At 45.3% G+C, this 25326-nt stretch carries 16 protein-coding genes and 2 CRISPR repeat arrays (1 of these 18 only partly in view); of the genes, 11 read left to right on the forward strand and 5 right to left on the reverse strand.

Annotated elements, in window-relative coordinates:
• A CRISPR array of direct repeats spans positions 1–3200; the repeat unit is 25 nt; unit sequence GCAGAATCTACAAAAGAATTGAGAG; it begins 1875 nt to the left of the window's first position.
• 322 nt (positions 3201–3522) lie between these two features.
• The 7 genes from cmr4 to ACZ5ZS_RS02665 all read left to right on the forward strand — a co-directional run bounded on the left by cmr4 (position 3523) and on the right by ACZ5ZS_RS02665 (position 10168).
• Positions 3523–4479, forward strand: coding sequence for a type III-B CRISPR module RAMP protein Cmr4 (gene cmr4 / locus ACZ5ZS_RS02635; RefSeq protein WP_188596335.1), 957 nt, complete (start codon positions 3523–3525; stop codon positions 4477–4479).
• Complete coding sequence (gene cmr5, locus ACZ5ZS_RS02640; protein WP_188596336.1) at positions 4476–4979, forward strand: type III-B CRISPR module-associated protein Cmr5; 504 nt, start codon at positions 4476–4478, stop codon at positions 4977–4979. Before cmr4 ends, cmr5 begins: the two co-directional genes overlap by 4 nt.
• Positions 4980–6209, forward strand: a complete 1230-nt coding sequence (locus tag ACZ5ZS_RS02645; RefSeq protein WP_188596337.1) for an RAMP superfamily CRISPR-associated protein — start codon at positions 4980–4982, stop codon at positions 6207–6209.
• Positions 6200–7105 (forward strand): type III-B CRISPR module RAMP protein Cmr6, encoded by a 906-nt coding sequence (cmr6, locus tag ACZ5ZS_RS02650; protein WP_229657699.1) that lies wholly within the window; start codon positions 6200–6202, stop codon positions 7103–7105. The genes ACZ5ZS_RS02645 and cmr6 overlap by 10 nt, the downstream gene beginning before the upstream one ends.
• Before the next feature lie 67 nt (positions 7106–7172).
• Entirely contained in the window at positions 7173–8186 is a 1014-nt protein-coding gene (locus ACZ5ZS_RS02655) for an AAA family ATPase (protein ID WP_188596338.1), read from the forward strand.
• Positions 8187–8693: 507 nt separating this feature from the next.
• Entirely contained in the window at positions 8694–9341 is a 648-nt protein-coding gene (locus ACZ5ZS_RS02660) for a hypothetical protein (RefSeq protein WP_162508521.1), read from the forward strand.
• Positions 9342–9376: 35 nt separating this feature from the next.
• The gene (locus ACZ5ZS_RS02665) at positions 9377–10168 is read left to right on the forward strand and encodes a hypothetical protein (RefSeq protein ID WP_188596339.1); all 792 of its coding nucleotides are present in this window, start codon (positions 9377–9379) and stop codon (positions 10166–10168) included.
• Here the strand turns inward: ACZ5ZS_RS02665 and ACZ5ZS_RS02670 are convergent.
• Together ACZ5ZS_RS02670 and ACZ5ZS_RS02675 are read right to left on the reverse strand one after the other, a co-directional pair.
• A complete protein-coding gene (locus ACZ5ZS_RS02670) occupies positions 10146–11879 on the reverse strand; it encodes an ATP-binding protein (protein WP_464858477.1) in 1734 nt (577 codons plus the stop codon). The two genes, ACZ5ZS_RS02665 and ACZ5ZS_RS02670, sit on opposite strands and share 23 nt — an antisense overlap.
• Entirely contained in the window at positions 11876–12931 is a 1056-nt protein-coding gene (locus ACZ5ZS_RS02675) for a DNA double-strand break repair nuclease NurA (RefSeq protein ID WP_188596340.1), read from the reverse strand. Before ACZ5ZS_RS02675 ends, ACZ5ZS_RS02670 begins: the two co-directional genes overlap by 4 nt.
• 153 nt (positions 12932–13084) lie before the next feature.
• Here ACZ5ZS_RS02675 and ACZ5ZS_RS02680 point away from each other — a divergent pair, with 153 nt between their 5' ends.
• The 3 genes from ACZ5ZS_RS02680 (at position 13085) to ACZ5ZS_RS02690 (ending at position 18834) form a co-directional block, all read left to right on the forward strand.
• Positions 13085–14383 carry a TM1812 family CRISPR-associated protein gene (locus tag ACZ5ZS_RS02680; RefSeq protein ID WP_188596341.1) on the forward strand — a complete coding sequence of 433 codons (1299 nt, stop codon included), beginning with the start codon at positions 13085–13087 and terminating at the stop codon, positions 14381–14383.
• 147 nt (positions 14384–14530) lie between these two features.
• Positions 14531–17800 (forward strand): type III-B CRISPR-associated protein Cas10/Cmr2, encoded by a 3270-nt coding sequence (gene cas10 / locus ACZ5ZS_RS02685; RefSeq protein ID WP_188596342.1) that lies wholly within the window; start codon positions 14531–14533, stop codon positions 17798–17800.
• Positions 17797–18834, forward strand: a complete 1038-nt coding sequence (locus ACZ5ZS_RS02690; protein ID WP_188596343.1) for a type III-B CRISPR module-associated Cmr3 family protein — start codon at positions 17797–17799, stop codon at positions 18832–18834. The genes cas10 and ACZ5ZS_RS02690 overlap by 4 nt, the downstream gene beginning before the upstream one ends.
• 82 nt (positions 18835–18916) lie before the next feature.
• Here ACZ5ZS_RS02690 and cas4 read toward each other — a convergent pair whose 3' ends face one another.
• From cas4 to cas4a, 3 genes are all read right to left on the reverse strand, one after another.
• On the reverse strand, positions 18917–19492 hold the full coding sequence (cas4, locus tag ACZ5ZS_RS02695; RefSeq protein WP_188596344.1) for a CRISPR-associated protein Cas4: 576 nt from the start codon (positions 19490–19492) through the stop codon (positions 18917–18919).
• A gap of 151 nt (positions 19493–19643) precedes the next feature.
• Positions 19644–22840: a CRISPR direct-repeat array (repeat unit 25 nt; unit sequence CTCTCAATTCTTTTGTAGATTCTGC).
• Between the two features lie 202 nt (positions 22841–23042).
• Positions 23043–23969: a CRISPR-associated endonuclease Cas1 gene (gene cas1, locus ACZ5ZS_RS02700; protein ID WP_229657685.1), complete on the reverse strand. Its 927-nt coding sequence runs from the start codon at positions 23967–23969 to the stop codon at positions 23043–23045.
• The gene (cas4a, locus tag ACZ5ZS_RS02705) at positions 23929–24945 is read right to left on the reverse strand and encodes a type I-A CRISPR-associated protein Cas4/Csa1 (RefSeq protein WP_188596346.1); all 1017 of its coding nucleotides are present in this window, start codon (positions 24943–24945) and stop codon (positions 23929–23931) included. The genes cas1 and cas4a overlap by 41 nt, the downstream gene beginning before the upstream one ends.
• Positions 24946–25030: 85 nt before the next feature.
• Here cas4a and cas2 point away from each other — a divergent pair, with 85 nt between their 5' ends.
• Complete coding sequence (cas2, locus tag ACZ5ZS_RS02710) at positions 25031–25321, forward strand: CRISPR-associated endonuclease Cas2 (RefSeq protein WP_188596347.1); 291 nt, start codon at positions 25031–25033, stop codon at positions 25319–25321.
• Positions 25322–25326 lie beyond the last annotated feature (5 nt).

Below are 25326 nucleotides of genomic sequence, written 5' to 3' on the forward strand. Positions count from 1 at the left end.
AGAGCCCTCTCCAAAAACTTGAGAGCGTCCGAGAGGGGAATCCCGCAGAATCTACAAAAGAATTGAGAGATGACAAGATTCTTATGAACGATATAAAGCCCGTCGCCTGCAGAATCTACAAAAGAATTGAGAGTCACAAGCCCCGCGGTGAGCCTTGGGGTTCAAGCCAACCTGCAGAATCTACAAAAGAATTGAGAGCTCTGGAAGTCGCTGGTTCTCGCTGGAATGACTGCCTCAGCAGAATCTACAAAAGAATTGAGAGACCAAATGGATATAAGAAATATCGAATGAGGTAGCGGCCGGCAGAATCTACAAAAGAATTGAGAGTAGTCACGAGGATTATTAAGTTCCTGTACTCCTTCCCAGCACCGCAGAATCTACAAAAGAATTGAGAGCCGCTATTTTCATGGCTTGAGCGGGGACGGGTAGGCGCAGAATCTACAAAAGAATTGAGAGTCGGCGTTCAGCAGACCGTCGGAGACGCACTTCGACCACTGCAGAATCTACAAAAGAATTGAGAGCTCCGATCAACCCTAGCAGCCTCAGCGGTGAGCATCAGGCAGAATCTACAAAAGAATTGAGAGCCTCAAGCGATGTGGGCACGTGTTTGGGGAGCTTATTGCTGCAGAATCTACAAAAGAATTGAGAGCTATTAGTGGGCGTAGTGACTCGCTTAATTGATTGAGCAGAATCTACAAAAGAATTGAGAGCTGAGAGCGGTAGCGATGAAAGCGAGGAGATTATACTATCGCAGAATCTACAAAAGAATTGAGAGACTATTAGTGAATGACGTAAAGTTTATGTCGTCACTCGCAGAATCTACAAAAGAATTGAGAGGCGGTAACGTAGAATTGTCCAGCTGCTGCAGATGAGCCTGGCAGAATCTACAAAAGAATTGAGAGATTATTATCCCCCTTTCTTTCAAGTATTCTCCCAAACTCATGCAGAATCTACAAAAGAATTGAGAGACGTCTATGGGCTTAGACGTGGGATTTACAATGATACTAGCAGAATCTACAAAAGAATTGAGAGATCTAGACGTGATGAGCAGCTCGAGGCTCTCCGGTTCGCAGAATCTACAAAAGAATTGAGAGAAGTATGCTTGAACCAGGTTGTTGGCGATGTTAAACCTAAGCAGAATCTACAAAAGAATTGAGAGAAGGCAAATTACGTTATCCCTATTCTTTATCAGCCTCTTCATAGCAGAATCTACAAAAGAATTGAGAGTCACTCATCGAGACTCACCTCAAAAAAGTAAACGTCCAGCAGAATCTACAAAAGAATTGAGAGTGAATATTTAACTGTCCGCTATCAATTGAGTCATCCTTACGCAGAATCTACAAAAGAATTGAGAGTCCGGGACGTACCGGTACAATAGATCGTCCTCATTTGTTCGCAGAATCTACAAAAGAATTGAGAGTTGAGTGGACGACGTCGATGTTTTGGGAAATGATTGATAGCAGAATCTACAAAAGAATTGAGAGCCGGGCTCACCGCGTCCAGAGCTACCCTGTCATCCATGCAGAATCTACAAAAGAATTGAGAGCCTGGCCGTGTTTCCATGAATTGCTTAAGCTCGCTCGGCGCAGAATCTACAAAAGAATTGAGAGTTTAAGGGGATCCCCATTTGGAAATTCCCCTTTAAAGCAGAATCTACAAAAGAATTGAGAGCGGAGAGGATCTCGCCGGCGTCCGTCTCTTGCGACACGGCAAAGCAGAATCTACAAAAGAATTGAGAGTCCTCTTCCTTTTGCTCTTCAAGGGCCTGGAGGCCCTTGGGCAGAATCTACAAAAGAATTGAGAGTCTCCTTGGACGTCCAGGGGAAGCCTGGATCCGGCTCCCCGCAGAATCTACAAAAGAATTGAGAGACCAAAACCTGGAGGCAGCCGAAAAGGCTGCCCAAACCGCAGAATCTACAAAAGAATTGAGAGTTTTTACCCTCTCGAGAAAGGCTAAAACATCCTTGAGGGCAGAATCTACAAAAGAATTGAGAGTTCTTTTTCAGCCACACATATGAATCAACTAAGTCACTATCGCAGAATCTACAAAAGAATTGAGAGGCTACCCCAAGATCTACCACACCTTCGTGGCGGAGCAGCAGGCAGAATCTACAAAAGAATTGAGAGATTCCAGGGGAGAGAGACCATGCGGCTTGATAAAGGCAGGGCGCAGAATCTACAAAAGAATTGAGAGTTACTGCATTACCGTTATTCACATCATTAAGAAACGTTAAGCAGAATCTACAAAAGAATTGAGAGATCGGCACCTCTAAATCATTCGTGAACACTGGATCCAGCAGAATCTACAAAAGAATTGAGAGGAGTTGGGAAGGAACCGGAGGATCGGGTGTTGTGGTTACGCAGAATCTACAAAAGAATTGAGAGTAAGATCCATTCATCCTCACCTTCTCCAAAAACTGCAGCAGAATCTACAAAAGAATTGAGAGCCGGACGGCGACAAGTACTACTACCCATACCGCTTCATAGCAGAATCTACAAAAGAATTGAGAGGGATCTAAGATTGTATCGGGCTCGAAACCGGTTTGTTGAAGCAGAATCTACAAAAGAATTGAGAGTAGTATACCTTTGACGCATGAGTTATGTATTCATTCAAGCAGAATCTACAAAAGAATTGAGAGAATTATCTCGCCCGCGGCTTGCTTCCAGGTTATGGGCAGAATCTACAAAAGAATTGAGAGAACTCCTCGGCGTTCTTTCCCTTGCCGAGGAATTCTTTAGGCAGAATCTACAAAAGAATTGAGAGTGAGGCATCCATTCCTCATTTCCAACGAGTGGCTGAGAGCAGAATCTACAAAAGAATTGAGAGAGGGTAGTGTCTTGGAGCAATGACTCGGTGTACGGCGTTGCAGAATCTACAAAAGAATTGAGAGAGTATATCTCCGTTAGCACTAATTATGATAGTATCATGCAGAATCTACAAAAGAATTGAGAGACCATGTGGGAGGGGAGAAAAAAGAAAGGTGAAAAAGCAGAATCTACAAAAGAATTGAGAGTGTGTTCGGCTCCGAGAGTCTGCCGCCTCACCTTGCCCAGCAGAATCTACAAAAGAATTGAGAGCCCTTCTAGCTCTACCCCTATGGATTTCACATGATTTTGCAGAATCTACAAAAGAATTGAGAGCGCGCGGGAAATTCAGCTCCGCATTGGGGTAAAAGCAGAATCTACAAAAGAATTGAGAGTCAATGCTGTGGAGTGGTTAATTAATACGGTTAATGATGCAGAATCTACATAAAGAATTGAGAGTGAGGAATGGTAAATATTATTGGCTCTGTTGGATGGGCAGAGTTTATAAAATAATTGAATTGTAAGGCTAATGAATTATTGTAATAATGGAATGATACTTGCTTCTTTGGACTGGGAGGAGGTTAGTATAGTTGTTATAAAAATATATTATAATGTGCAAAGCGATGAGTTATCTTGTTGTGTAGGTAATGTTAGTTATTTTGCTGATAACTTGGGGGATAATTTTATAAGAAAGCGTTGCCTCTCGCATTTATGAGCATGAGCGGGGTTACTTCGGCGACATCTGCTTCTAGTGCGGCTGGCAATCAAGCTAGGCTGTTATTCATTCAAGCATTGACGCCGATGCATCCTGGCAGCGGTAGGGGGGGCGATGTAGTTGACTTGCAGATCCAGCGGGATGAGTTCGACATGCCGGTTATCTGGGCAAGCGAGTTGAAGGGAACCGTGCGGAGCAGCTTCGCGCTTGATTGCGGTGATGATAATTGCAGGAAGGAAGTGAATGCAATATTCGGACCAGAGGCGGGGGCTCCTGATTATTCATCCGCGGTATCGTTCCTGGATGCCAGGCTTCTCCTGATTCCCGCCAGGTCATTAAGGGGGGTTTGGGTTTACGTTACGTCTCCCCACTTACTGAGCTATTACTCCACTTACCTATATGCATTGTCTGGACTTAATGGTCATCTCAAGGAATCATATAGAAAGAAACATGAGGATCTCGATAAATTGATCAGTGATGTTAGGGAGGCCATGGGCAATGGAAAATCGCTGGCCAGCGCCGGAGAATATACAATAAATGATAAGGTTGTGATAAATGAGTTGGAGCTGGAGGCCAAAATAGATCAAAAAGGAGTCAAGAAGAAACTGGCCGATCTGCTTGGAGGCGAATTGGGGAACAAGGTATCGGCCGCTGGATTGGTGGTAGTGGATGATGATGTTATCCGGGACATTGTGAGGAGGAGCTTGATAGTGCAGACCAGGGTGAGGCTGGATAGGGCCACGAAGACTGTGGTCTCGGGCGGGCTCTGGGAGGAGGAATACCTGCCCCAGCACTCATTGATGGCGTCGGCGGTTTTATGCAGCAGCACCAAGGCGTCCAATGATGAATTAAAGGATCCACGCAAGATATGTGAGAAACTGACGAAGTTGGGCTCCGTGGTGATTGGCGGTAAGGAAACTGTAGGGAAGGGGCTGGCTAAGCTGTGGTGGTTGGAGTGAGTTCCGTCCAGGTCAGGGACGGCGTATTGGATCTGGCCGTAGAATGCATTACAGCCTTCAACAAGGTGTTCGGGGACAGGGATGGAGACAAAGAAGTCAGGTCCGGCTTTAGGTCTAGGTGTAGGGACATGTTGACCGACCTATACTACAACGGCTCAACGTATGTCTTGAGTTATATATTGTCAAAGTCAAGCGATAAAAACGAGACGGGCCTCTCAAAGCTAGGCATAGCGCTAGGCAGTAATTCCATTGAGGATGTATTTAGGAAATTGAAGGAAAGCGGCAAGGTAAGCAATGAGGCCTATGAATTGTACGGCGCGTGTTTAGTGAAGGCATTGATTAAGTTGAGTACCATAAGCAAGGCAGGCACGTTGATTGACGTCATAAATCAATTAAACGCTGGCAACGCGGAGCTGCTGGCCGACAATAAATTGCTGCTGTTCGCGGTTCAATTGAAGAGACTAGCGGAGGCCTCCATAGAGAAGCCAACAGGCGATTAAATGGTATTGGCTCAGATAAGCGCAAGCCTCGCGACGCCCCTCTTATCAGGCTCCGCCGACCCGAACGAGGTAGATGTGGACTACCCGATAAGGCCCAGCGAGGTGAAGGGGATTTGGCGTTGGTGGGCTAGGTCACTGGTGGCCGGCGCCTTATTCAATAGGGGATTACTCAATGGAGAATCCAATAAAAACGCCGTCAAGACGCCCACAAAGGCGGAGGCAAGCGTTATTTCAGAGATAGTCGGCATCGATATGGGGCTTGGGTACGTCGGTAGGGGGAAAAAGCACAGAGCATCTTGCTTTAGCATAGAGGTGGAGACCATGGATAATGTGTCTCCCAAGATAGCCAACAATGATTATAACATAAGGGATTTGAACAGGGTTAAGCTTCTCACTCTGGGCAAGAGGCAGGTGGAGTACTTGGATCAATTGAGGATCAGAATTATAGTAGATGATCACTTAAATTGCGGGCTAAGCAGTGATGCAGTGAAGGCATCGCTCGGCGCGCTTGGTCTGGCCTTGAACTTATCGTGCCTTGGCAAGGGGGGTAGGAGGGGGTTGGGTTGCTTGGATATACAAGTTGAGGGTAATTATTCTCGGCTTTTCAATATGGAGTGGAGAATAGGCGATGCTGTAAATGAGGCAATGAATTACGTAGATAAGGTAGTGGGTAATCACGTTCTGGAGAGAATGGCGGGGAGCAGTGGAAGGAGCAGATGCAGCTTGTCTCCCATACCAAGCGTGACTATCAGCGACTTGACTAATTGCGTTGATAGGAATTATAGGAGTAATAGAGATCAAAAACTATTTTCATTCCAAGTAATCACAATGGAGGCCGGCAAGGATAAGTTACAGCTTCTACACAACTTTTTCTTGAGGCCGGAGAGGGCTAGGGCTACAAGAGGTGATCCAAGAGGTAAGGATGATCTTAGGCTTAGGCTCATGGCATGGATATTGGGACTGCCCAGAGAACAGAGGGGCACGGGCTACGAGATTACCAGCGGCTCGGATAGGAGGGCTTCCCCCATGCTGCTCGCAGTACACGGGAAAACCAGCTATCTGACAGTGTTAACATCTGCCGATTGGCCCAGGAAATTGATGTGGATCGACGGGGGAAACAAGCCGATAAATATAAGCGAGAACGATATAATCAATGCCACCTATACTGCGTTGAATGAATTCACTGAGTACCTTAATAGAAGGGGAATTAGGTGGCATTCATGGCCGTGAACCCCACTCAACCAACTCATGATATAATGAATCAATCAACTAATGCGATAAGTTACATTAGGCTCAAATACGTGAAATCCATAAATGAAATAATAACTGGAGGAGCATTAAGTGGAAGAAGCATTAATAATTCCAATTATAGGGAACTGATTAACGAGCGAGTGAAGGCTATAATGAAAAGGCTTGTAGGGACATATAGTTGTAATAGTATCTCTAACTTAGTGAGGGATGTTAATGCCCATATGGATCAAGTCAGAGACGCGCTTATCGGGTTGGGCTATGAGAAAATAATAGATTCCACCTTCATCTTGACGAGCAGGTTAGCCATAGGCCTCAGCAATCCATACATGGAGGCCCTGGAGCTGGGCATTGCCTGGGATCCCATAGCTAACCTGCCATATATACCCTCTACCTCCCTCAGGGGAGCACTTGAGTCTAGCCCCAGTGCGGCTCCGTGCCTCACGGCGTTGAGTCCAGTTAATGCCAGGAAAAGTCCAGTTGAGGCTTCCCCCGTGGTAGTGCTGGATTCATACCCAACTTACTGCCCCTCTGGGCGAGGGTTATTGAGCATTGATATAATTAATCCCCACTACAGGGAGGTCGAGGGAGCAATAAGCGAGACCGACGTCAGTCCAACCCCACTGCCCTTCCTCACTGTCTCCAAGGGTATCGGCTTCAGGGTAGTAATAATGGCCAACAGAAAAAGAGTTAAGCATAAAGTGATGGTAAAGTGCAAGACAGACGCGCCCGGTGACTATATATACGCGGCTCAAATGGGCAATGAATGTCAAGGCATGTGCACTGCGCAGGTGTTGATAGAGGCGTTGAAGGGCGCATTTATCAAGGGATTGGGGGCAAAGACGGCCCTCGGATATGGTAGATTCAGTACAAAATAAAAAATAAAGAAATTCATTGCATAAAATAAAGATAATCTTTTAAATCTTCATTAATGCAATAATTATAATGTATAGATTGGAGTTGGAGAACATGGGGCCCATAGAGAGGGGAAGCGTTGAATTCGATAACAGACCCATTATTTTCTACGGTCCCAATAATTCAGGAAAAAGCACTACAATAAGGGTTCTAGACCGCATTTTAGCATTTGGATCCCTAGACGCGACTGTACCCATCAGAGACCTATGTTTGCTGGTTAATTTTGACAAGGATAATTCAAATGCAATTCTCAGCGATGGGGCCCATAGTAGTGAATTAATCCTGGAAAAAGTAAGGGAGAGCCAAGGCAAGTTAAGGATCACCTTTAAGTACGATGGTAATGAGGTGAAGAGTGAGAGTAACTGCTCGGAAGGATCTCTACCGTTTCGTGCAATAGGCAATAAGCCATACGCTATAATAACGATCTCGTGGGGATCAATTAGAATTAGTCCATCTTCATCTATGAATAATGAAATCCATTTTGGCAATATAGTGAGCATCGAATCATTGGTGGGTAATATACTCAAAAGATCATATACACAAGAGGACTTGGGGAAACTTTACTTAACATATCTAGAGTATCTGAATGATATAGTGACGGGGATCGAGCCAAGATATCGGCTGAGAGCGGTTGGAGTAACACCTTGCCTTACCGACATATATGATAATAAAAAGATGATATGCAATGAGGAATTCATTAGCACCGGAATAAGGCAATTATCGCTGATAGCATCCGCATTATCTATGGCACGGATATTAAGCGATATTGGAGAAGCAGTTTTCGTATATATAGATACAGCAGAGTTTGGGCTCCATGTCGATTACTTAAGCGGACTATTCGGCCTGCTTAGCGATGAAGAATATGGTTTTCCAATAATAATGGAAACACATAATGGGCTCATACCGTTGCTCGCCATCAAAAAGAAGGCAACAGTATACGTGTTTAAGGAAGGAACGATAAAGGAAATTAAATCTATTAATGAGTTAAGTGACATTGACCTATTCGAAGAAGAACACGAGGCATATATGGAGGTGTCCTCTTAGATGAATCCATCATATTATTCCGTTACATCGTGCGACTTAAATTCGCAAGGCATGCCGATTAATTCCGATAAAGTTGTTGATTGCGAGTGTGGTATATTAAATCCAAACCATGATTTAATAAAGGCAATAAAGGAATTAAGTAATTACACACCGGTTAAAATAGGCCTCTGTAGACTAGATGAATGTAGTAATAGAATAAAAAATGGAACTATAATCAAGTGTGAAAAATGCTCAAGATCAGGAAGTCTAAACCCGGATATATGCTTGTTGGTGTCTGTGAGTCGTAAGAAACCAGGATATATCTATAGATTCATGGTAGAGTGTGCGTGCGGTTCCAACACTGGGTCCAGTAAGAATAATATATTGCGGGATTATTTACATGTGGCAGGATCAATAGGTTTTAAATTTATACTGATAATTCCTGACAAATTAATAAAAAAAATTTACAATAAATGTAATAAAAAACAATGTAGAGTAATTGGATGCAAGGGTACAAGGTGATGTTTGATGTTCATTCTAGAATTCGGATCTATAAAGGAAATTGAATTATCTGGATGCAGCAAGGTACCTATCGGTAGAGATGGAAGCGGAATAGTAAAGTATTCTTGTGACCATTTAAGTGAGCCATTTAATAGCATTGAACTAGTTGGTAAGGTAATAGATAATGATAAGTATCTGGTAGTGCTCGTTCCATCTTTCCTAATAGATGGTATATCTTATCTAGACTTAAAGGCAAAAGAAGTGTTTGCGATTAAATGGGATTACATTTATGAATTATTCAAGAGCTTGATTATTGCGAATAATCCCGATTTTGCACTTGCTACGCCGGTGCCGTTCACTAGAGATTTCATTATAGGGCTAAGCATGGAGGAGGAGCTAATGCGTTCTCCATGTAGCAAAGGTGCTATGTATATAGGAAACGAAGATTCTCAATTGCTTGCACATATTTATAGATTATTGATAACTAAAATTAATGTATATATGCCTTTCCTGGCATCTTCATATATAATCCCGGAAGTAGTCAAGGAGTTAATCGATAAGCCCAGCGTAGACAAAATGATGAGAATCTTTAAGGACGTTGGATGTGAGGCAAGTAAGGAGGAAGTAGGCGGCAAACCGCTGATAATTATTGGATGGAGACGAGAAATTAAGTGATCAAGTTTTTATTGGTAATCTGCGGTTAAAATGTGATGAAGTGCGTCTATGCGGCGGTTGTGGTGGGTACGTCCCTCATAAGGAACGCCTACTCGGATGGCTTCATCTCAGCAGAGTATAGAGATATGGTAAGCAAAGCGCTCTCCCGCGACATCTCCGTGGACTCGGTGTTGGCTAAACTAGCGCTTGGCAGTAACTTGTTGAATGCCTTGACGGATTACATAAGTATAAAGGGCAAGTCCTGCTGCGCGGAGCTGGCCACGCTATACTCAATCAAGGATTTAGTGAATCAGCAAGTCAGGTCGGAGCTGTTCTCCACGGATTCGGGGGTGGCTGAGCTGGCCATGAAGGCATTGGCAAGCAGCATCTCGAAATCCAATGTTGCGGAGTTAGTGGGGTATGCCAGAATCAAGCTGTTCGGAGGAGGGGATTTGGGGAGCGGGTTATTGCACCTCCTCAATACGATGGGAAAATCCTTAATAAATGAGGTATCTATGGGATGCGACGCCTATGTCGGCATGAGCGGCGGGATAAAGCCGGAGGCAGTCATGGCCTCCATGGTGGCGTGGCTCGTCGGGGCGAAGCTGGTTTACGTGTCGGAGGACGGCAAGCCATTGATCTTCCCGCGGCTGCCCCTGGGGTTTAGGGGAGATGCCTTGGAGGCGTTGTGCATGGTGAAGAACGGATTAAATCCTAGCGGCGATGTAGTAAATGAGCTGGTGGATGCTGGCTTGCTGGTCCGGGATGGTGGATTAAGGGTGGTTGAGTGGGTTGGCAAACTATTGGAGCTGAATAATATGTGCATCAGCCAACGTGGTATGCATTAGGGCTGAACTTTATGTAGACGGGGTACCTATATGCAAAGGACCGCACGTGAGCCACCCCCGCCTCTGCCGTGACGAGGAACCGCCTTTCCTCGGCCTTCACGCCGAGCCTCTCCAGCACTGACTCCTCGCTCCTAAGCACTATCTTAGTGTTGGTCAGCTGGAGGACCGCATCGTTCAAGTCCTCCGGCATGTGAGTGGCGAATATGACGGCTATCCCCCTGCTCCTGCCCAGCCTGGTTAGCCTGGTTATGTGGTGCTCCAGAACGCCCTTCTCCTCCTCCGACTTGGCCTGTGGAAAGAATAAATGCGCCTCATCCACCATTATGACAGCCATTCTATCTCTATCGCCCAAGTGTTCGGGCCCCATGAAGTTATAGACCTTGCTAAGTATCCTGTACACAACCATTCTCTGTCCCACGCCTGATGCCCTGGATAAATCCGCAGTAACATAGCCGGGCGATAGGATACGAGCGTAATTGGGCTCGCTAACGCCCAGCTCCAACGATCCCCTCCCCAGCTTGACGTCCACGATCCCCGACTCCTTGATTGCAAGAATAGTCCTCACTATGTTTTCCATTGTGCTGGGGTGAATCCCCATGCGCCTGGCCAAGTCCTCGTAGTTTAGGAGAGCCCTGCCGGATTGCTGCGTCTCGCTGGGGCTGGTTAGGTAGGCATAAATGCCGTTCACTGAGTAGGGCCTTGCCTTTGCCTTAAGCTGCTCCAGGATGCGACTGTAAAACATGCTGGCCTGCTCCGTTAACATGCCGGTCACCGCGTTCACCCTAGGCAATATGGCCCTGCTGCCTAGCGCCCATGGGATCAAGGTCATCCTCCCTGCATTGCCGCTCGAGGTTACCTCAATGAACAACGGCACCTCCGTCCTACCAATGGTCTTGCCCCTCACCTTTATCCTCGATACGCTGAGCCTAATCCCGTGGGACTTGAATACTCTATTCAAGTAATCCCTGACTAGGCCCCTCGTGAACCTTCGAATCATTCCTCTTCTATCCCTGAAAGCGTCTCCTCTCAAGTACCTCCTAATCATGCTATTGGTTACCGGCACTATAGCCCTCACATCTATGCCACTCATGGCCAAGTGATGGTAATGACCAATGGTATCCAGCGATATTACGGTGGCCTTTGGGTAGTTATTTATCAATTCCAATGCCATGTTCTTCATTAGCGTGGTCTTCCCGCTCCCCGTGGTTCCAACTATCAAGACGTGGTGATTCAACGCGCTGAGGGGCAGCTTAGCATAATTGCCCTCCACAGCCTTGCCGTTGGGCAGCGATAGATTGCCTATTGTTATACCATCCCTCGGAAGCATCAGCATGCCAGCCACCTCCCCCTCCCTGGGCACCCTCACCACAGATCTTATCTTTGGGGGCCTACTGGGCAGCGCGCATTTATCGTTGGAGCACTCCGCGATGAGTTCCAGCGCGACGAGTTTTGGAATGTAGCTCACATCCATGCCCAGCTCATGTTCTAGCGATAGCACGGGGGCCTTGGCCACGGATAATATATCCTCTATCCTGGACGCCGCTATTCTGGCTAAGTAATTGGTGCCGTTGGACTCTATCACCAAGTAATCCCCAACGCTGAAGTCCTCGTCGCAGTTGCTAACCATGTAGGCAACCGATTTCTCCAGTGATACCTCGCTCGGCATTTGCCTGGTTATCAGGCCAACCTCGGTCCTGCAATCAATGCTCACGCCGCCTCACCCAACTCCTTGAGCGCCCTGCCTAACTCCTCCAAGCCCTCATAAGTTAAGCCCAACGGGGATGCAGCCAGCAATCTTACCGCCCCCGCATTCAGTCTCCTCGCCATCTTGTCTGCGGCGTGTATCGGCAGTGGAACGCCGCTGATAGTCATAGAATTAGCGACTAGCTCCGCTCCCCGCTCGGCTAGCCCAGGAGAGAGCGCCTCAACCCTCACCACGTTTACATCCTTGCCCAGCTTGACGGCGACGTACCAGCAATGCTTCGAGTAACCCGCAGCAATTATCTTAATGGGCCCAAACCTGGCCTTGACGGACGCCTTGCTTCCCCACGCCTTGATTACCTCGTTCTTCACCAGCGTGGCATCATCTACGTTCAGTCCCAAGCACTTGGAGTAATAAGTTGATTGGCTTAGCCTCTTCACCACGCCTATGATATTCAGCCCATCATAGGCGCTCACCCTCCTTCCAGCTAACATTCGATACAGATCGGAGTATGGATTATCCTTCATCCAGAGAACCTTGGGCGTGGAAAATATGGGTCCATCCATCATTAGGACGCCGCTGCCTCTAAATGCACTCGCCAGCCTCAGCTCCACATTAGTCCTGATCTCCTCCCTAATTGCCTCCTCGTTGTATGACCCATCAAATGTCCTCTCCAATAATTCCGATTTGAAGTAGGCTATACCGTCCAGCAAGCCCTCCAAGTCCTTCAGCAGCGCATTGCTTGGCTTGAATCTAAGCCTTATGCCGAGCCACTTAACGCCATCCAGGCCAGGTATCAATGCATTAACGCCTCCGAGGAGTGCGCCCGTAACCACGTGGACGTCAGCATTCTCCAGCCTCAATATTGTGGATTGGGAATCTGCCCCAGCCAATCCCTGCTGGTCATGAATTCCCTCATCAATTAACTCGACATTCACGCCCTCCCCACAATCGACCTCGGCACCGCCATCGCCCACGTCAATCGATTCCTGCGATATGTACTCTCCTATGTTATCCCTTAGCTTAATCAATGAATCGATTAATCTAAAGACCTCCTTCACGCGTCACCGGAATGGATCTATGTAATAAACCTATCCATCTTGGAGAGATACGCCTCGCCGAAACCGATATTGAAGAGACTTCAATAATATTTAATTGAGTGCCATTTTTGATTAAACAATCACTTTATATTAATATTAATTAACTAATGCGTTATGAGGATATATATAGGTACTTGGGGTAATCCTCTCTCATGGCGTGAGGTTGAATATGATTGCATGGAGGTCCCCAGACAGGGTTCCGGCAATAGTGAGCGAAGGCATGGAATCGCCTCCATAGTTTGCGCTGATAATTATGACAAATATATAATATATGCAGTTGACAGCGTGCTAACTGCGTCGGTCTCCAAATCGGCTGGTAATTCAATTACCGAAGAATGCGCAAAGGAACAGAACATACTTACAGACTTAGGTGATGGAAAAGCCGTAATGCCGCCTCCCGGCTCCGACATACGTGATCTAAGAAGTTGGAGGGATATGGCACGTAATTATATACGGTGCATTTCAAGTAAAATTATTAGTAACACGGACATTATACTAACAGCATCGAGAGGCACCTTTACTCTATATAAGGACATATCGTGGAAGTATGAGGCCAGCTACCCAGCTACAATAGTTGGAGAGCTCCTGTGGGGATTATGGCAGAAAGTAAAGGATGAAGGCGTAGAAGGCGATCAGGTTGATCTAGACATAGACTTAACCCATGGAATAAATTTCATGCCAGCACTTACATTGCACGTAGGCAGATTTCTGGCATCCTTATTATTAATGAAGGGCGCTAGAAAGGTAATGATACGTGCGTTCAATGCCACCCCGGGCGATTGGCTTTACATGAAATTCCTCAGCGAGGATATGGCTACAATTGAGGTACCGGCGCAACCGCGGTCTCCCATAATTGAGGCCCTCGGAAAGGGCCTGCCCCTAGTCATGCATAGGTTATGCAATGATAACCTGCACAGCGTCGCTGACGACGTGTTCAATTATGTAGAAGCCAGCATAGATTTAAATGGGAGAACGGTTAAATACAAGAATCCCGGCATAAATGTGGAGCGGCTATATGAGAGCTTGCTCGAGCAGCTGGCATGCAAGCGATCAACTAACAAACTAAGTCAATTACTCAATTCTGAATTGTTCAGCAAGGTAAATAAAACAATCGAGGCCATGGTTAAGCATGAATTGAATAATATGAAGAACGGAATAGATAGGGCTAGTCCTGACGTAATGAAGCAGCTTAATAACAATGAAAAGGTCAAGTATAGCAAAGTACTGCCATGGGAATGTGTTGAGAGACAGGATGAGTGCTCGCCGTGTCCTGGAGGCAATGATAGGAACTTGATAGCACATGCCGGCTTGCTGCGTGAGTGCACCAGCATCAGGAAAAGTGATAGTGATTATGTTATCGAAATAGACGATAAAGTTCTAAGTTGTCTGGATAACACGAGAGATGAAAATTAGATCTATTAATTTGCTTGGGCTTAGTATTCCATAAATATATTTTTTATTAATTTATTATTGATAAATTAGCTTTGGCATTAATTGTTTTGTTTTTTTTTGAAGGCACAAAAGTTAAAAAATCTAACGTAGTGATCCAATAGTTCAAAAATGGACTGGTTGAAATATTTTGGCGATAAATCATGGGCTCTACTGCATGATCCCCCGAACAAAATGTGGATTATAGTAGGCAAGAATGGAACCGGTCGATGCTATGATAAGACGAGGGGATTTAATGATGCTCATGAAGAGGACGCCGCCGAGATGTGGTATGAGCTCGGCTTATCCGATCCGTTCGGCGATATAAATAATTCAAGTGGAATGTATGGCCTGGTCAAGGAAGCGGATAAATTGGCATCATCGATGGATAGGTGGTTGATAAGCAAGACCCTCGGCAAGAACAGGGGAGGAGTATTTTCATACCATAAGCTTCATAATATATTCAATCCCACATTAAAGGTAGATCTAAATACGGTGAATTGCCCAGATGTTCGTAAATATATAACGGAACTAAAAAATATACTGGATATAGTCAATAACGGTAATGAGCTAGATAAGGAGAAGCTCTCTCGCATTAAATATCACGTGCTGTATTCAATGTATGAGCTAAAATGGATAAGCGATGGATTGCCGCCCAGCCTGGCCGATACTAGGATGCCAACCCACTCCGTATTCGATCACGTCTATGCAACGGCCATGTCGATCAACATGCTCTGGCCCAATGGAACTATAGGGGGTTACTTGGTGGAGCTGGACATACCGGGCATACAGCGCGTGATAAACGCTGCCAGGAAGGCCGGTGATTTCTGGGCCGGCAGTTGGCTGGTATCAATGCTGGCGTGGCTGGCGGTGTGGCCGCTTGTGTGGAAGTATGGGCCTGACATAATAATCAAGCCAACCCTCAGGTTGAACCCCATCTATCATGTTTTTCTGGTAGGTAAGTTAAACCAGATTAGTGCTGAGGACTACATAAAGAGAGCTATACTGGACTTCTACATGAAGTTAATCTTCAAAATGGAATCCAGCGGCAAAGAATACAGTGAAGTTGATAAATGGTTAACTCGACTATTGATCAGTCGACCGATAATACCAGGAACTATACAATTGATCCTCCCAAGAGATTTGGGAAGCATGGAAAATATTGAAAACCTATTAGCCGATAATTTTAAGAAAGCCTATAAATGTTTGATGGATTGGGCATTCAACGGTAGCTGCGAGGATAAGAATTATGAGGAAATTAACATAATGCTGAAAGAAAGGTCGCCACCCACGGAATTTATGAAGATTGCTAGTAAGATATACGGCGAATTCAAGGACGGCGAGGTATTCGATGGCTTAATAAATCCAAGGTTTAATGTAATTGACTTAAGTATAGTATATTCATGTGCCAAGAATTACATTGAGCAAAATAAAATTGATGAAAATTGTTATTACAATGGTATCACAGACGACTTATTGAATGACTTTAAGGGTAGAATAGAGGCAATTAATAAAACAATAGAAGAGATAACTAAGATATCTGAGTCAAGTGATGCTGACGATCGTGAATCGATTAATGATAATAAAGAAAAGGAGAAGAAGGAGGATAATGATGATTACATTAAGAGAGCTATACTGGACTTGGGTCTAAATGTCCTCCGCCATAATTCCGTGATTAAGTCGATGAGGATCATGAATTACTCGAAGGCTTGGTTCAAGATGAATGGAAATAACATAGTTAAAACAAATGTCAAAGGCGAGGATCCATTCTCTAAATATGTATTCTATGGCCGGAAATCCACAGGTTACTCGTATTGCTCCATCTGTGGAGAGGAACCGGCAATACTTCACTTCAGGAAATCCAGGAATGGAGAGGATTACGATAGTGACACTAAGAAGATGATAGCCGAGCTGCTCAACGTAAGTGACGGCGACGTGACGGCCAACCTAGTGTCTCAAGTGAAGCCAGGCGAGAAAATCGGACCGCTATGCCTGCTGAAGAGGACCATATATTACAGATTTATGTCAAGCATGGGGCATGATAGTGCTTTGCCATTTGATACAACCGATGATATTGCCATTGCATGGATTGCAAGCAATGCTAAGGAATTAATTGAGAAAATAGAGGGAAAAGATTCATGCAATCAAGTCGCTAATTACTTGAAACCACATAATGGATCAAATAATAGCAGAAGCATTACCGAGTTGTGTAGTCCAGGGAAAGGGAATTGCGTTGAGTCAGCTGTTAAGAATTTTAATAAATGCATGGATGAGATCGATGAGGAAACGCTGATCAATGTATTTAGGAGATTGCCAAACTTCCCTGAACTGAAAAACTTGAAAATAGAGATGAGACCAAACAAGAAATTGATACATTTCAGATCTAACTATGTGATAATAAGGGGAGATGCCGATAATATAGGTAAGAAGCTAAGTAGAGGTAAGATAGATATGAAGAGCTATTCGAATTTAATGGAAGAGCTTGCGAATCATTTCTTCAATAACGGCATGAAGGAATATGGAAACGTCTATAGATCAATCAGCCAAAATATAGCTAATATTGAGTTATTGGTGACTCCCGCTTACTTGTCATCCCTTTCTATGGCTTTAATGATAACCGCTCTAACTGATATCTACATAACGGATTACAAATATCTAGGTGGTAGTGTCTCCAGCATGATCTTCAGCGGCGGAGACGACGTGCTTGCCCTGGCTCCCATCGAGGTTGCGCTGGCCATGGTTAAGGATTTGAGGAAGAATTATTGGGGCAGCACGCAAGGTTCCAATCCAGGTTTTCACTCAGTAGGCAAGTATCACTTCCCTGCTCTGACAGTGTTTGGAAGAAGCTTTGCGGCTAGGTTCGTCAACATAATGGATAATATGAACGAGGAGATAAAGCGAGCCGCCGAGGACTTGGAGATGAATAGCAAGGAGGCCAAGTGGGGAGACAAGGATATAAAGGAGAAGGATGCATTAACAATAAGCGAGTCTAGATCCAATGCATCGGCAGTTGTTCCGTTGAGCGATGGTTCTTCTCTGTCTACCGTGGGAACCGCGGTGGATTTCCTCAATAAGGTATTCTTATTCATGATCGGTAACGCGTTGAGCCACAACATACCGGAGGATTACGATAAATACGCCGATATTATAAGGATGATCTTATCCAAGAATATCGATGACGAATTGTTGGCGAGCATATGGAATAGCTTGATATCCAATAACATAATAGTTAACAATCATGGCCTTAAATACTTGCCAAGCGACTTGGAAGTATCATTTGATTCATTTAAGAAATCGGTTTACGGCATACTGCTGTTTAATAGGGACACCAATGGTAATCAGAAAAAAAATATAATTGATGAATTTATCAAGGCCATCAAGATATTGAGGGGATACCCATGAGCAACTTAGTAAGGCTTTTGGTGAGTCCCCTTGAACCCCTTCACCTGGGCTTGGGAGATTTAGGAGGCCCGGAGTCATTCTCGGTCGACTCAGTGACGCGCGTGCCGCCTCCCACGACTATTCTGGGCGCATTGGGCAATTACCTAAATGTCAGGTTAACGAATGTCTGTAATGGTTTGATCAATGGGAGTTACAGCTTCGAGGATTTAATTCAATTAGTGAGCGAGATATTCGGCGAAAAGGATATCTCCGCCCAAGATTTAATTAATTACAATAAGGAACCATTACTGTGGGGCCCGCTCATCTATATGAGAGGAAATGGGAAGTACTATGTATCAACCGGCGATGTATATATTGAGAGGAACGAATTGTTGAAGTTTGTGGAGTCCATCATTAAAAAATTATTAAAACCAACGCCGGATGAGTCACCTACGCAAGTCGAAAAGAGGCTTATTGTGCAAGAATCAACTAGGATAGGGGTAAGCATAGATCGCTCCACGGGAACCGTAAGCAATATGTATAGGGCGAGATTCGTTAATTATAAGGAAGACATCGAGATGGTCTACCTACTGAAGAGGCCAAGCAATGGATTGCTGGGATCCATGTTGAATGAATCATATGGTTCAAGCAATAACATAGGCGGAGGAGGCGCGCAAGTGCTGACCAGGCTTGGCGGAGAGGGTAGGGTGGCCTTGATTAGCTTCGAAGATGGGGATGCCGATCTATGGGGAGGCGGGGAGTTAGCGGTAACGCTTCAACCAATACTTTACTATCAAGACAGGGCGGGCATGAAGTTGAGCGAGATAAGGGGATTGGAGTGCATTGATGAGGTTTATGGTATATATAGCAATGGAAGATTAAAGGTCAGAACAATGCATTTAGGTCTTGGATTCAGCGAGGTATGTGGGGTCAGGAGGCCAATACTTCAGGCGCTGCCGGCCGGCACCATAATAAAATTAAGGAAGGAATGCGGCAATGCCAAATCCGTTGGATTGCTATCCATGTTGGGATACGGATCGCTGCTCAAATTATAATGGTTCACCAAGGACTAAATATCGCTTCATAATTAGTCCAGTTCAATTATAAATTTAATCAAATCGTTAAGAGCCATTTAGTTTACCATGGATTCACGGGGCAATGCTGCCTATAATTGCAGCCATTGCATTTACGCTTGTTGATCCTGACCTCCCCCAACTCCCCACTAGCTATCTTCTTTATGCGATTCAATGCATTAACTACTTGTGCCTTCAGTGAAGAGGTGATGTATATCTTGATAAACTTACCTTCACTTCCAGTTATGTAGTACAGCAGCCCCAGCTTCACGACTGTATCGAAGCTCTCCTCTATTGCCAATGCATAAGCGGCCAATTGAAGCACGTGATCGGGCCTAGCCCGTCCAGCAACATTGCTCCATTTTACATCAAGTGGCACATACTCGCCATGCTTGGTTATCAAAACAAAATCCACAATGCCATTAAACCCAGCTCTGCTCTTGACACTGACGCTCCTCATTAACTTAACAGCCCTCACCATTCGAATCGCTGGTGCCAACATGCTCTCCATCTCTACCTCCTGGCCTAGCTTCATGTATTCCGTCTCCTCCTCATTTATGCCTAGAAAACGATTAATGTATATAATTACAGGACAATATGCATAGTGCTTAATATCAGTAACTGTGAGCATAATTTGCATTATTTATCCCCCTATTAAGTAAATCGCCCAGAATATAATTTATTTCACAGACAAATAGATAAAACGACATGTAATATCCAATATAACCCTCAATTCTTTCATGGATTATTCTTTGTCAATGAACCCAATTCAGATGATAACTTATACTAGTTTCTCAATTCTTTTGTAGATTCTGCTCGTTGGGGGCAGTGCGTCCTCGGGCTCGATCGGGAGCTCTCAATTCTTTTGTAGATTCTGCAACTGGTAGGAAGCATACTTAGAACGGACAATATGGATACTCTCAATTCTTTTGTAGATTCTGCAGAATATTGTATTTGGGTAGGCTTAATGAAATCATGCTCTCAATTCTTTTGTAGATTCTGCACGGTGCAGGAGTTCGGGAAGCCGCTCGACGATTTAAACTCTCAATTCTTTTGTAGATTCTGCATAAATGATTATAGCGATTATATTGCGGATACATTCCGAGTCTCTCAATTCTTTTGTAGATTCTGCCCCAGGACTGCTAACAATGTAGTAATCCTGGGCATTGGTCTCTCAATTCTTTTGTAGATTCTGCTTGATCAAGATAGGGCAGCGTATACCGCCCTCATAAAAGCTTCTCTCAATTCTTTTGTAGATTCTGCATACCAGTATTAGTATACCTGTACGGTGGCTCGGTCACCGACTCTCAATTCTTTTGTAGATTCTGCGAAAGATTATAATCCCCACGATAATGGGGATTACATTGCTTTCGGCTCTCAATTCTTTTGTAGATTCTGCTACATATGCCATTCATTTTTAAGAGAACGAGGAAGATAGCTCTCAATTCTTTTGTAGATTCTGCTGTCAAACTCGTCCAGCACCACTACAACACGCTCGTGCCTCTCTCAATTCTTTTGTAGATTCTGCCATGCAGGGCCTGCGGGAGTTACGAGCTTGACTTAGTCTCTCAATTCTTTTGTAGATTCTGCTGATAATGATTAGCAAGAGCAAGTCAATCAAAATAACAAGCTCTCAATTCTTTTGTAGATTCTGCATAAACTACTTCCCCAGTTAAAGAAAGTGATAGGGAATAACACTCTCAATTCTTTTGTAGATTCTGCCCCAGCCCAACCCGTTCAGGATCCAGGCCAACCCGTGAGCTCTCAATTCTTTTGTAGATTCTGCATGGTGGCACTGGCAATCGGCGGCAACCCGACCTCGTATATCTCTCAATTCTTTTGTAGATTCTGCCGTTTAGGTCATCTATTTCTGGGTTTTCTTTTCTATACTCTCAATTCTTTTGTAGATTCTGCTGAATGGCCTACTAATCATGGCTGCCCAGGCAAGGGGCTCTCAATTCTTTTGTAGATTCTGCCTTAGAAATCCGGAAACGAAGAGGATGAGGAAGTATTCTCTCAATTCTTTTGTAGATTCTGCTGGGTGCCACTCTTCGTTACCAACCAACGGCTGGGTACTCCACTCTCAATTCTTTTGTAGATTCTGCACCCCTGTCGGTCGCAGGTCAGGCCGACGAATTAAATCTCTCAATTCTTTTGTAGATTCTGCCGGTATACGTAATCGACCCGCATGAACGGGAGAGAACTGCTCTCAATTCTTTTGTAGATTCTGCGCTGTAATCCCTCTCATACTGGTCCTGCAACGCCTTCGTGGAGAGAACTGCTCTCAATTCTTTTGTAGATTCTGCCTGCCCAAATAAACCACTGCGATACCCCCACATTCATAGACTCTCAATTCTTTTGTAGATTCTGCAGCACTGGGTTGACCAGCACGCTCGCCCCGCCGACTCTCTCAATTCTTTTGTAGATTCTGCTTGAGAAGCTTTTATCCCAGATTGAGAGGACTCCGGTTGCTCTCAATTCTTTTGTAGATTCTGCCTAATCCCTATCCCAGTACCAGTTAGCCGGCTCAGGCTCTCAATTCTTTTGTAGATTCTGCGCGTGTATTGAGTCTCAGTGTTTTGGACGAGGACGGCTCTCAATTCTTTTGTAGATTCTGCGTGGATGGTTGATGGTAAGATAAAGTTTCGTTTTCGATTAGGCTCTCAATTCTTTTGTAGATTCTGCGAGCCCAGCCCCGCCCCCCGGGACCCAGGCCAGCATTGCTCTCTCAATTCTTTTGTAGATTCTGCAGGTGTGCTGTGCCATTTTTTCGACCTGCATGAATGAAAACTCTCAATTCTTTTGTAGATTCTGCATTAGGGTTTAGGGAAATTCAACCCCCGGCGGGGTAAACACTCTCAATTCTTTTGTAGATTCTGCAAAAGACTGATAAAGCAATTCGGCTTTAAGAGCTACATACTCTCAATTCTTTTGTAGATTCTGCCCAAGTACTCTCTTAAGCTCATGTTTGTTGTGTTTGAGAGCTACATACTCTCAATTCTTTTGTAGATTCTGCGCTTCCTAGGCTCGAACGGGGATAGTTTTTGTGTCTCAAACTCTCAATTCTTTTGTAGATTCTGCTATACAACCTGGTAGGGAAACATGGTGTCAATGATATCTCTCAATTCTTTTGTAGATTCTGCGCGATACTCCGAACGAATCCTAACCTCCCCAATCCCCTCTTTGCTCTCAATTCTTTTGTAGATTCTGCTTGGGCATCAATCCAACCCATAATTACTGCTAGTAAGTTGAACTCTCAATTCTTTTGTAGATTCTGCCGATAACGGGGATTACATTGCTTTTGGCGATAAGGAATTCTCTCAATTCTTTTGTAGATTCTGCCGTTCAACGGCGATCCCAGCGACGAGTATACAGAAACCTTCTCTCAATTCTTTTGTAGATTCTGCGGCGACTACACTCCCCCATGGCCACCTGGAGAGACATGGGCGACTCTCAATTCTTTTGTAGATTCTGCAACAAAATGGTTTTTGATAGGAATGACGCAAAGGGGATAACTCTCAATTCTTTTGTAGATTCTGCCGTCCTTCATCTTGAATAATTCCGGGATGAATGGGAAGGCTCTCAATTCTTTTGTAGATTCTGCGCCCCGTTAGCGGCCGCATAATTAGGCCGATGTAGGTGGTCTCTCAATTCTTTTGTAGATTCTGCACGCGGGCGCCCCCATCATGTTCTTCGGCGCGAAGTTTCACTCTCAATTCTTTTGTAGATTCTGCATCCCTATACCGGGTTTTAGCCCGGGGTTTAGGAGTCTCTCAATTCTTTTGTAGATTCTGCGCTTGAGGGTGAGGGGGCCCGCCTGCATGCCCTCCCGCTCTCAATTCTTTTGTAGATTCTGCAGGAGGATAAGGTGTGGTGTTTCGCTTATAAGCCGTATATATCTCTCAATTCTTTTGTAGATTCTGCGGAAGGCCGTGATAGAGTTAATCTATTTTGGAAAGTTATCTCTCAATTCTTTTGTAGATTCTGCTGTAAGTTTTTATTTGGGTGGTCTTTTTTAAGTTTTTTGTTTGTTTCTGTTTTTTGTGGTTTTTGTTTTTCTGCCTTGGAAAACCGCTCTGGGGGCGTGGAGCAACGTGCTTTTTTCAAGGAGCGGCTCAAGGCGCCGGGCCCGGCTCCATTAAAAACTGAAAATAAGGGAGAGCCGATTTTCAAGGAAAAAAGCAAGACACTCAGTAAGACAGCTTGAACCCATTATATTCAGTTTCATTCAGTAGGCTGGTTGCCAGTCTCCTAGTCTGCTTGAATATATCTTGTCTATGCTCATTTAATGTGTTCAAGGCTATCCGCAATACTTCATTGACGGCTTCCTCGTTCTTCTCGTTTTGCAGCCTAGCTATTATGTTGGGCTTTCTCCTTGCCAGGCTCAGCATTTCTCTATCAATTAGTGGTCTGAACTCCTCCATTAAGTCAAAAACCAAACTCATGCGACCCGGCCTGGGCTTGTGAAGGAATCCTATGAAAGGATCTAGCCCAACGGCAAAAATGGCTCTCCATACCTCCTTCTGGAGCATTCCATATCCTATGTTGAGGGCCGCGTTAAACGGGTCAGGAGAGGAGCCTGGCGGTAGGCTGAACCGCTTAAGCCTTGTCTTGAATCCCAACTCGCTTGGAACCAATAGCCTCACCCCCCTCCAGTATAGCCTAGCCGCCTCCGCCTCTGCCTGCATTGCCTCTTCCGCCGTGGTTATGGAAGACAGGGAATCCACTATCTTCCCGACCTCATCCGCCAGTCTCCTCAAGGAGTACTTATCCTTGACGCTGAGCTTGCTCATGTATATCAAATTTATCCTTTGGTTCCATATCTTAGCCCCAGCCACCTCAGCCGCAATACTGGCCCTCCTTTTCTTGCTCATATATGTTCTTAGCTGCGCATGCCAAAGCCTCAGGAAGAAGCCGTACCTTGCTGGAACCAGCCTAGCAACTGGTCTCCAGTTATCCATTAGTACTACATCGACGCCGGCTCGAGCTGCATCGATTAAGGCGGATATAGACGCGGTTGAGCCGGGGACGGCGAATATTATGGAATCCAGGGAGACAGGGGATAGCTCCGCCTTCTTAACCAGCCCCTTCTTGCCCTCTTCTTCGCCGGGGACCATTAGAGTTATCATCCCTTTTCTCGATCTTAACGCCGATCCCCACTCGTCCACCACCAAGGTTTTTCTGCTGCCCACAGTACTCTAGGTAGGGGCACCAAGTATTACACTTATCGGGCATGCCGGGGTCCACTCCCTTCTCCGCAATACTGGCCCTCCTATCCCTCTCGTGTATGAAATCCATCCTAAGCTCATCCCCTATGGCTACCTCCTCCTCCCGTATATAGAGGTCTCCATCTTGGAAGTCCACGTATATCAACACGCCGAAGTCCACCGGGGTTTCCCACTGGCTCTCCATCGCCAATGCGTAGCCCGCCAGCGCCACCCTATGCCACTCGCTCGGGGGCCCGGTCTTCAGTTCTATGGGTATAAATGGTAATAAAACCCCATCTATTCGTATTGCCTTGGTTAATCCTATTAACGATCCATCTATCATGAACTCGACGTTTATGGGAATCACGGCGCCGGCCAGGCTCTCCAGCGTGGCGTACTTGGATAACGTCCTCGCCTTGCCTAGCGCGCCGGAGTACGTTGAGGTGGCTTGATCCCAGAGGGACCAATAGATGGATTGAAAATCATCCTCCGCAATCGACCACCTGCGCAGTCTCCTTGTCAGGGCTATATTGCGCTCCCCCTCGTTCCTCATTGCGTCTATGAAGTCCGAGCTCTTGTTTATGCCGGAGTATATCAGTTTCTTGGCGGTCCTCACCGCTGTCTCATAGGTGATGTGAACCAAGAGGCCCAAGTGCATGGATGGATTATCGCCGGGCCTGACATGAGACACCGATTTATTGAAGACATCCCTTCCTGTTGGGCATATGCCGCTGGCCACATCGGAGACCGACAGTCTCGTTGGGGAGTCGCTGAGGAGAGGTGGTTCGTTCCACCTCCAGCCCCTCAACTCATCGCTCACGAACTCCCTAGGCCTCTTGCCGAATTGCCGGCTCAACCTGATGGAATCATCCAATGTGTAAAACACTGAAAATTTTAGCTAATACCAGTGTTTAAATTTAACCGTTATGTTTATTAGAGAAAAATAAAAACAACTAATCCATACTAAATCAATGGACCTATATCTATTGGTAATATACGATATATCGGACAACGCCCTCAGAAGCAAGATGGCCAGTTTCCTCAAAAGCCAGGGACTGGAGAGGATACAGAGATCTGCATTTATAGGCCCAGCCACTCCATCCCTTGCCAGGAACGTGGAGGCCGGCGTGACTAGGCTAGTGAGGGGAAGGGAGGGCGAGATAAATGTCCAGCTCTACCTGCTCACCCCAGCATGTTTTAATTCGAGGACAATTATCGGAGAATTGAAATATAACGAGGACGAATCGGGCTTAGTGACGTAAACCAA

Source organism: Thermocladium modestius, from assembly GCF_055398215.1.

Excerpts from the sequence above, each read along its gene's own strand:
- cmr4 (WP_188596335.1), top strand. The coding sequence starts at position 3,523 with ATGAGCGGGGTTACTTCGGCGACATCTGCTTCTAGTGCGGCTGGCAAT.
- ACZ5ZS_RS02645 (WP_188596337.1), top strand. The coding sequence starts at position 4,980 with ATGGTATTGGCTCAGATAAGCGCAAGCCTCGCGACGCCCCTCTTATCA.
- cmr6 (WP_229657699.1), top strand. The coding sequence starts at position 6,200 with ATGGCCGTGAACCCCACTCAACCAACTCATGATATAATGAATCAATCA.
- ACZ5ZS_RS02655 (WP_188596338.1), top strand. The coding sequence starts at position 7,173 with ATGTATAGATTGGAGTTGGAGAACATGGGGCCCATAGAGAGGGGAAGC.
- ACZ5ZS_RS02660 (WP_162508521.1), top strand. The coding sequence starts at position 8,694 with ATGTTCATTCTAGAATTCGGATCTATAAAGGAAATTGAATTATCTGGA.
- ACZ5ZS_RS02665 (WP_188596339.1), top strand. The coding sequence starts at position 9,377 with ATGAAGTGCGTCTATGCGGCGGTTGTGGTGGGTACGTCCCTCATAAGG.
- ACZ5ZS_RS02680 (WP_188596341.1), top strand. The coding sequence starts at position 13,085 with ATGAGGATATATATAGGTACTTGGGGTAATCCTCTCTCATGGCGTGAG.
- cas10 (WP_188596342.1), top strand. The coding sequence starts at position 14,531 with ATGGACTGGTTGAAATATTTTGGCGATAAATCATGGGCTCTACTGCAT.
- ACZ5ZS_RS02690 (WP_188596343.1), top strand. The coding sequence starts at position 17,797 with ATGAGCAACTTAGTAAGGCTTTTGGTGAGTCCCCTTGAACCCCTTCAC.
- cas4 (WP_188596344.1), bottom strand. The coding sequence starts at position 19,492 with ATGCAAATTATGCTCACAGTTACTGATATTAAGCACTATGCATATTGT.
- cas1 (WP_229657685.1), bottom strand. The coding sequence starts at position 23,969 with ATGGTCCCCGGCGAAGAAGAGGGCAAGAAGGGGCTGGTTAAGAAGGCG.
- cas2 (WP_188596347.1), top strand. The coding sequence starts at position 25,031 with ATGGACCTATATCTATTGGTAATATACGATATATCGGACAACGCCCTC.